The following is an 8,052-nucleotide window of genomic DNA, read 5'->3' as shown; positions in this document are numbered from 1 at the left end:
GCGGACGAAGGGACTTGAACCCTTACGCCTTGCGGCACTAGATCCTAAGTCTAGCGCGTCTGCCGTTCCGCCACGTCCGCAAAACCTGCATGACCCAACTGGTTACCTGCGCCAGCATTCCAGTTGGAGCCCGCCCACCTATGCTAACCCAAGCCGGCTCTGGCTAACCCGGCAGCTGGGCAACAGCAACCTTCAGATCATCTGTGGCGTCCAGAACCACCCAACCTTGCCCCACCGCCCGCTTCCACAGCTCAAAGTGGAGGTGCGGCCCAGTTACCGCTCCGGTCGCCCCCACATAGCCGATGACGGATCCCCGCTCTACCACTTCCCCCGGTGTTACAGCAACTTCGGACATGTGGCCATAGCGAGTGCGCCGACCGCCGGCATGCTCCAGCACAACGGTGATCCCTAGACCCCCCAGGGATCCCGAAGTGACCACCTTGCCGCTTAAAGAGGCCAGGATCGGCGTGCCCATGCTGGCCCCCAAATCCACCCCGGCATGAAACTCTGGCTCTCCGCGGATGGGGTGAATTCGCATGCCAAATCCAGAAGTAATCGGCACCGGGTGAGGTAGGGGGTAGAGCAGTCGTTCGTCACCTGCCGCCAGTTCAGGCAACCTTGGCGTTTGCGGTTCAGGAGCTTGGGGCTGGCTGGGATCCTCAATGCGAATCTCTTGGCCGGGGGCGAGAATGATGCGGCGACCGGAGCTGCGTTCCATCAGCACCACCGGCACCCCACCTTCAGGCTGAGCATGGGGAACCAGGTCATGGTTCTTCTGGGGCTCAATCACGATCTCGCGGCCCACTACCGTCTCTGGGCGGGTTTCTGCCTCAAGGGTCGCAGGGCTGCCCTCTCCCAGGGGAATGGCTCCATCCAGCAGCAGGGCTGCTGCCCCAGGCGTGTCTAGGGCCGGTTCCACCATGGGCGGCGGGGGCAAAGGGGTTGGTTGGGTTTGGGCCAGCAGAGCAGTGGGATAAAACCAGAGCAGAGCCAGCCCTATCTTCAGCCAAAAGCGCAGCCGCCGAGCTCGGGGGGAGAAAAGGCGCGCTGCCATAACCAAAAGCTTCATCACCGAGTTCAACACAGGCCACATAAAAAACACAAGAGAAATTACAGGCTATCGCCCGCCGGCATGTGATAGCTCAAGCGAACTTGGTCGGGTGTAAGCGTCCGGATGGATGGCTGCTGTTGCCAATGTCGCTCCCCCCGTGTTTGTACTCGCACCCTTCCATCCTCGGCAAGGCCCAAGATCGTGAGGCTAGTCCCCCTTTCGAGCCATTGGACTTGCGGCTTGACCATCCAGGCTTCGTACTCTGAGCGAACGGGGGCAAATCCCCCTTGCAACCAGACGTGGAATCCCTGCTCCATCCCCTGCAGAACCCAGCCGGCAATCTCGGTGCGGTCGAGTGAGCGGTGCAGAGGGGATCCCAAAATTTGGGCTAAGGTGATCGCCCCAATGGGAACGGGGTTGTTGACATTCACCCCCACACCGGCCACCAACCCCAGCAGTTGCCCGCCCCCCCCAAAGCGGCTTTGCACCAGGATCCCCCCCAGCTTGAGCAGAGAATCCGGGCGCTGCTCGTCCACCACCACCAAATCGTTGGGCCATTTCAGCCGCAGCGGGATCCCAAGGTTTTGCCGTAAACGGCCCGCAATGCCCCAGCCCAAGGTCAGGGTCAGTTCCAGCAGCGAGTGATGCAAGGGCGGGGATCCCAGCCAAACGGACAGGTACAGCCCCCCCGGCTGCGAGTGCCACACTCGCCCATGTTGACCTTGCCCGGCCCGCTGGCGGGTGCTGACCAAAACTGTGCCCACCGGCAGCGGCTGTGGGAAGCGACGCCCCCAATCCAAGAGCAGCCGATTGGTGGAGTCGGTCACCGCCACCTGCAGGAGATAGCGGCCCCACCGGCCCGCCTGGGATCCCAGCCGCGAGGGGGAAAGCATCTCTACCCGGGATTAGCTCAACACAATGTCTTCCGCCGGACGCTGGGCCAGCCGCTTGAGGTTTTGGTAGCGCAACATGTCCAGCAGATCATTGCCCGAGCGCCCCTCCAGACGGGCCTCCACATGCAGCGCCTGCCCTAGGGCCTCCACCGCCTGCAGCCGCGGGATCCCGCGCAACACCAGGCGATCCACCGCATAGGCGTCAGCAGCCAACAGACGACGGTCATTGGTTTGGTCGCGGCGCAACTGCCAGAGGGCCAAGCCACTCAAACCACCCGAAACGGTTGCTCCCACGGGATCCTGTTGTACGGCCTCGAAGATCAAGCTCAACCCCCCCAGAGCTGCTATGGCCAGGTAAAAGTCGATCTGCCGCGACACCGCCCGACTGTAGTAGCCCACCTTGTGCAGGAACAGCCCCGCCCGCTGCAGGGGGGTAAATTGCCGCCACTCGTAGGGCTTGATGAACAGCCGCATCTGCCGTTCCCAGGGCATTTGCCGACGGCCTTTGATCACCACCGTTTGCCGTTCCGAGGCGGGCAAGATCTTCACACTCTCCCGCATACTGGCTGGCAGCAGATCCAACAGGCGCTCAATCTCCGCCTGATCCAGAACGTAGTTTTCGTAGCCGTAGTATTCCGAGTTCATGCCGGGCCTGCTCCTCAGCTTAGTCCCATCGCCTGACGCATCTCTCGCACCGCCCGATCCAGCCCCACCAGCACCGCTCGACTGATAATGCTGTGGCCAATGTTCAGCTCCTCCATTCCCGGAATCCGCGCCACTGGGCCGACATTCCAGTAGGTAAGACCATGTCCCGCATTCACCCGCAAGCCCAGCTGAAGAGCCTGTTGGCTGGCCTTTTCCAGGTGGTCAAGTTCCACCTGCCGCTGAGCTGCGGATGAGGCTTCTGCGTAGCGCCCCGTGTGCAACTCCACCCAGCGGGCTCCCACTTGGGCAGCAGCGGCAATTTGGGTCGGATCTGGGTCGATAAACAAGCTGACGGGAATGCCGGATCCCTGCAGTTGGCCGACCACATCCCTGAGGCGCGACACCTGCCCCGCCACATCCAACCCACCTTCGGTGGTGATCTCCTCCCGCCGCTCAGGAACCAAAGTGACGTAGTCGGGCTTGACCTCCAGGGCAATCGCCACCATCTCCTCGGTGGCTGCCATCTCCAGGTTGAGGTGGGTGCGCACAGTTTGCCGCAACAGCCGCACATCCCGATCTTGAATGTGACGGCGATCCTCGCGCAAGTGCACCGTAATGCCATCTGCCCCCGCCAGCTCGGCAATCACCGCTGCCGCTACCGGATCTGGCTCCACCGTGCGGCGTGCCTGTCGAAGGGTGGCAATGTGGTCGATGTTAACTCCAAGACTTAACAAGGCTTTACTGCTTTGGGTGTAGAGGAGAATACCCCTAGTATTACATTATTCAATTTACGCCGGTCAGATGAGCCAGGATGCCATGGGCCTCAGGCCGCGAGGGTGTAGGCTTTACTCTATGATCAGGTAGCGACGTCTCGCCTGTGCGGGATCCACTCCGGGCTTGCCATGACTGATCCAGATGCCTCTCTGGCGGTGGGACAACACTCCATTGTTGACCGGGCGCGAGTGCCGGCCTTAATTGCCCAGTACTTGCCGGTGGAGATCTGCATTTACTACCAAGTCGTCCCCTTGGCCCTGGATACCGACAGCCTCATCTTGGGCATGGTGGATCCCCAGGATTTGGCGGCGTTGGACTATGTGAGCAAAATGCTGGCCTATTCCCAGATTTCCGTCCAGCCAATCCCTCTCACCGCTCAGCAGCAGCAGGATTTAATTGCCTACTACTTCAGCCATCCCCCCGACCCGGCAGAGGTGGAGCGGCTGCGCCTCCAGGCCCAAGCCAACCGGGTGACTCGGGAGGTTCCTGCTCCCGTGTCGGGGCCACCCACGCAGTTGAGGCCAACCCAGCCTCCGTCCGTCCCCGCCGACGAATCAGAAGAGACAGTGCAGCAGTTGCTCAACTCGATGCTGCGGCGAGCTTTGGATGAGAAAGCCGAGCAAATTTTCGTGGAGCCTCAAGAGGGGCCTTCTTGTCGAGTGCGCTACCGCCAGCAGGGGATTTTGCGGGATCTGTTCAAAGATCTCTCCGAGTCCATACGAGCGAAGTTGATCACCGCCATGAAGCGGATGATGGCGCTGGATCCGGAGTTGATCGGGGAGCCGCAGCAGGCAGAGGTGGAGCGGATGTACCGGGGGGAGCCACTGGTGTTGCAGTTGCGCATCATACCGCAGCGCTCCAAAAGTGGCCAGACTGCCGCCTCTAGAGAAGGGGCCATCTTGAGCATCCTGCGAGGGGAAGCTCTCCAGAAATATCAACAAGGCCAGAATAACCTCCGCGTCTCTGAGACCCTAGCTTTGGCCCAACAGACCTATCAACTGCTGCAACAATTGCAAAGTGCTCTCAGCAACACAGTTGACAAGCTTAAGCAGTACCCCAGTCCGCCGCGGAGCGACTGGCCCCTGATGACGGAGGTGTTGGCGGCTATTCAAGCCCAAGCCCAGATGATCGCCATCCACCAGCAGGACTGGGAAAAACTCAATTCCGGCAGTTGACCCCCCAAAACCAGCCCCGAGCAACATCCCTTCAACGGGATCCCTCCCGCAGCAGCACCAAAATCACTCCGGCAATGATGCTGATGGTGGCACCGGCAATCAGGCTGGTGGCTAGACGTTCCAGCCGTTCCCCGATGGTTTGTGAGGTGTCGAACTTAAAAGTGAGCTTTTCGACATCACCTGAGAGCTTTTCGACATCGCCCGAGAGCTTTTCGACATCGCCCGAGAGCTTTTCAACCCGCTCCGAGAGCTTTTCAACCCGCTCCGAGAGTTTTTCGCTATCCCCTGAGAGCCGATCGATCCGCCTCAAAACTTCCTCTTGTTGTTGGGTGAGACGAGCTATTGCTTGGCTATTGGCCTCGACCAGGCGCTCGACTCGCTCTAGGCGCTCTTCTGTTGAAATCGTCATAGGGGCTAACAGTCGCGAGTACGGTACACCAGAATACCCATCCTATGCTATTGCCGGCTATTCGTCTCTCCGGCAGGGGTTTAATGGGAGGGCATCCCATTCTGCTGCCCTGGATGGGGTGCGATAATCTTGAGATCGTGAAGTCTTGTTCGTTAGCTTCCATGCCGTCAAAAGATCCAACTCCTCTGCCCAAGCCCCAGTCGCCATCAGGGGAAACCCCTGCCAGCTCGGGATCCCGCAGCTGGTGGCAGGCGCAACGGGAAAACCTTCTGACGGTGGTGCTGGCTCTGTTGCTGGCCTTCGGCATTCGCACCTTTGTGGCAGAGGCGCGTTGGATCCCCTCCGATTCGATGCTGCCCACTCTGGAAGAAGGGGATCGGCTGGTGGTGGAAAAGGTCAGCTACCGCTTTGGTTCGCCCAGACGAGGCGATATTATTGTTTTCAACCCTCCCGCCAAACTGAACTTCGACGGGGCCTACATCAAGCGGGTGATCGGCCTGCCGGGAGATCGCATTCGCATCGCCAACGGTGAGGTCATCATCAACGGGATCCCGCTGCGGGAAGACTACATCTATGCCCCCCCCGACTATTCTTGCCCTGGCGAGCGCTGTCCTGGAGTTCCCAATCAGGGATCCGAATTCGTGGTTCCTCCCCGCTCCTATTTTGTGATGGGGGATAACCGCAACGACAGCCAAGACTCCCATGTGTGGGGTTTCTTGCCGGAAGAAAACATCATCGGCAACACCATTTTTCGCTTTTGGCCCCCAAATCGCCTACACTTTTTCGCCCCGCCAGAATATCCTGAGCTTCTTCCAGAGGCCCAAGTGTTGGGCAACACAGCCCGGTAGAAAGCCAGCTTGACCCTGTCGGGACTGCTCAGTGCAGCCGCTCCAGCACATAGTCCACCATCTGAAACAAAGCACGACGCGCCGCAGAGTCCGGCAGGCTATACAGCGCTTCGGCAGCCCGCTGGGCGTAGTCGCGGGCCAACTGACGAGAGCGTGGGATCCCTTCGCTTTGATACACCCACTCCAGGGCCTGCTTCAGGTCTTGCGGGTTGGACAGCTCCCTGAGAATGAGCTCTCGCATCTGGGGAAATTCCTCTAGGGCAAACAGAACGGGTGCAGTGAGGTTGCCCTGGATGAGGTCGGATCCCACAGGCTTGCCAAGCGTCTCTGCCGAAGCGGTGAAATCCAGCAGATCGTCGACAATCTGAAAAGCAATGCCCAGATCCCGCCCAAAATCGAACAGGCGATCCGCCACTTCCTCGCTAACCCCGCTCAGCAGGCCAGCAGCCTTGGAACTGCCGGACATGAGGGAGGCCGTTTTGTAGAAGCTCTTGGCCAGGTAGTCTTCCATCGACACATCCGGGTCGAAGCGGGTGAGGCTCTGGCGCACCTCTCCCTCCGGCAAATCCATGATTACTTTGGAAAGGAGCTTCACTACCTCCAGGTTGTCCAGATTGGCCAAGTACCAAGCAGCTTGGCCGAAGAGGTAATCCCCCGCCAGCACGGCTATCCGATTGTCGAAGAGGGTATTCACCGTATCGATGCCCCGTCGCACATCGGCAGCATCAATCACATCGTCGTGAACCAGGCTGGCCGTATGGATCATCTCAGTAATCTCTGCCAAGCGCCAATGACGGGGAGTGATCTCTCCATCTGGGGTGGTGGCGCGGGCGATGAGGAGCACAATGGCTGGCCGGATCCCTTTCCCCCCCGCCGAAAACAGATGTTCGGCAGCCATGGCCAGAATGGGGTGCTTGGCACTCACCAACCGCGTCAGGTTCTGGCGTAAACGCTCCAGATCCGCTTCTACAGGGCCAAAGGGGGAGAGCACAGAGGTCATGGAGCCAAAGTATGAGAGGTTTTACAAAATTTCACATCTTTTCCTATTGTAGAGTACCCCATCGTTCTCGGGGAAAACCAAGCGGTATCATGCAGGCAGCCCTTTGCCCTTTTTATGTCGGATCCCGTCCCCCCACTTCGATCTCATTCCGTTCCACCGCTCCCTTCAGAACCCGATTGGGAGGAGGAGTGGGAGCTGGCGCTGGAAAAGCCGCCGCTGTCTGGGCGGGCCCAGCCTCACCATCATGATCCCCAGTCTCGGCGCAAGTTGATCAACCGCTTGGCTCGCATCGAAGGGCATCTGCGTGGGATCCGCTCCATGATCGAGCAGGATCAGCCCTGTCCAGATGTGCTGCTGCAAATTGCCGCCGTCAAGGGAGCGCTGGATCGGGTGGCGCGGCTGATTTTGGACGATCACATTCGCCACTGCATCCGCCATGCCATCGAGACCGGCAATATCGAAGTGGAGCTGGAGGAGTTGCAGCGGGCTCTGGATCGTTTTATCGGCTAGGTTTTGATGGTCATTTTGATTTAAACTAGGACACTGCACTCACACCTAAAACATTGGATGCACCAGTCTAGAAGGCTTTCTCAGTAGCCCAGGTGTATCACCCTAACCTGAAACGACCATATGATCTGACTCAATCTAGAAACCCCCCCTAGCTTGGTTCAAGGAAACACCAAGCCGGAGTGTTGATGCAGTGGCCAAGGCGGGTTGTCGTTATGCTACCCGCTACCCCAATGTCATTCAGAAGGTTGGGGGGAGGGCTGGGCATAGCGCTCCAGCAGGGATGCGCTTTTCAGTTGCCACTGCAGTCCCATGAAGGCCCAGTCGATAAACTCGTTGATCTCCTCAGCGCTGAACTGCATGGCTTTGCCGATCTCGAAAATTAGCTCCTCTTCTTTTTCCACCAGCTGGCTATTCACCACCGCCATCGCCGCCAGATCCCGCAGGATCAAGGCCCCCGCCGCGTTGCGCATGGGCGGGATCCCACTGATATCCAAAGGCGCACCTGTTTCATCCGCCAGATAGGTCTGGGCCAGTGGCGCTTCGATGCCTACCCCTTCTGCGATTTGCATAAAAAAAGAGGTTTCTTCTTCGTCCAACTGGCCATCCACTCGGGCCACCGCGATCAGGGCCTTGAGGTAGAGCTGGCGCTGCTCGTCTGTCAAATCGGCGTAGTTGATCATGGGAGTTGCTGCTGAGTGTAGGGTTTTCTCTTCAACTCTGCCATGAAGGTTGTCTTCCAAACCGGGG

At 59.2% G+C, this 8,052-nt stretch carries 10 protein-coding genes and 1 tRNA gene; 3 read left to right on the top strand and 8 right to left on the bottom strand.

Annotated features, from left to right (window positions below; genetic code table 11):
* The 5 genes from NW842_RS09965 to NW842_RS09945 form a co-directional block, all read right to left on the bottom strand.
* Window positions 1-80 (bottom strand) — tRNA-Leu (locus tag NW842_RS09965).
* A gap of 83 nt (window positions 81-163) precedes the next feature.
* A complete protein-coding gene (locus tag NW842_RS09960; protein ID WP_414417948.1) occupies window positions 164-1,054 on the bottom strand; it encodes a M23 family metallopeptidase in 891 nt (296 codons plus the stop codon).
* Window positions 1,055-1,110: 56 nt separating this feature from the next.
* Window positions 1,111-1,944, bottom strand: a complete 834-nt coding sequence (locus NW842_RS09955; protein WP_414417947.1) for a biotin--[acetyl-CoA-carboxylase] ligase — start codon at window positions 1,942-1,944, stop codon at window positions 1,111-1,113.
* A gap of 12 nt (window positions 1,945-1,956) precedes the next feature.
* The gene (locus NW842_RS09950; RefSeq protein ID WP_011432111.1) at window positions 1,957-2,589 is read right to left on the bottom strand and encodes a DUF3318 domain-containing protein; all 633 of its coding nucleotides are present in this window, start codon (window positions 2,587-2,589) and stop codon (window positions 1,957-1,959) included.
* A 14-nt stretch (window positions 2,590-2,603) separates the two neighbouring features.
* On the bottom strand, window positions 2,604-3,323 hold the full coding sequence (locus NW842_RS09945) for a pyridoxine 5'-phosphate synthase (RefSeq protein WP_011432110.1): 720 nt from the start codon (window positions 3,321-3,323) through the stop codon (window positions 2,604-2,606).
* A 168-nt stretch (window positions 3,324-3,491) separates the two neighbouring features.
* Between NW842_RS09945 and NW842_RS09940 the strand changes: the two genes are divergently transcribed.
* Complete coding sequence (locus NW842_RS09940; RefSeq protein ID WP_414332177.1) at window positions 3,492-4,538, top strand: hypothetical protein; 1,047 nt, start codon at window positions 3,492-3,494, stop codon at window positions 4,536-4,538.
* A gap of 31 nt (window positions 4,539-4,569) precedes the next feature.
* Here the strand turns inward: NW842_RS09940 and NW842_RS09935 are convergent, their stop codons facing one another.
* Window positions 4,570-4,947, bottom strand: coding sequence for a hypothetical protein (locus NW842_RS09935; RefSeq protein ID WP_414417946.1), 378 nt, complete (start codon window positions 4,945-4,947; stop codon window positions 4,570-4,572).
* A gap of 161 nt (window positions 4,948-5,108) precedes the next feature.
* On the opposite strand from NW842_RS09935, the gene lepB reads away from it, so the two are divergent.
* Complete coding sequence (gene lepB, locus NW842_RS09930) at window positions 5,109-5,795, top strand: signal peptidase I (protein WP_041436160.1); 687 nt, start codon at window positions 5,109-5,111, stop codon at window positions 5,793-5,795.
* 28 nt (window positions 5,796-5,823) lie between these two features.
* Here the strand turns inward: lepB and sds are convergent, their stop codons facing one another.
* Window positions 5,824-6,795, bottom strand: a complete 972-nt coding sequence (sds, locus tag NW842_RS09925; RefSeq protein ID WP_041436149.1) for a solanesyl diphosphate synthase — start codon at window positions 6,793-6,795, stop codon at window positions 5,824-5,826.
* Window positions 6,796-6,909: 114 nt separating this feature from the next.
* Here sds and NW842_RS09920 point away from each other — a divergent pair, with 114 nt between their 5' ends.
* Complete coding sequence (locus tag NW842_RS09920) at window positions 6,910-7,305, top strand: metal-sensing transcriptional repressor (protein ID WP_414375320.1); 396 nt, start codon at window positions 6,910-6,912, stop codon at window positions 7,303-7,305.
* Window positions 7,306-7,538: 233 nt separating this feature from the next.
* On the opposite strand, the gene NW842_RS09915 is transcribed toward NW842_RS09920, so the two are convergent.
* Complete coding sequence (locus NW842_RS09915) at window positions 7,539-7,985, bottom strand: TerB family tellurite resistance protein (protein ID WP_414375318.1); 447 nt, start codon at window positions 7,983-7,985, stop codon at window positions 7,539-7,541.
* Between the last annotated feature and the right edge of the window lie 67 nt (window positions 7,986-8,052).

The sequence above is a fragment of the Synechococcus sp. R55.4 genome, assembly GCF_047461935.1.
GTDB lineage: Bacteria > Cyanobacteriota > Cyanobacteriia > Thermostichales > Thermostichaceae > Thermostichus.
Note: the sequence above shows the minus strand (reverse complement) of the source record. Positions and strands in the feature narration are given on the sequence as shown.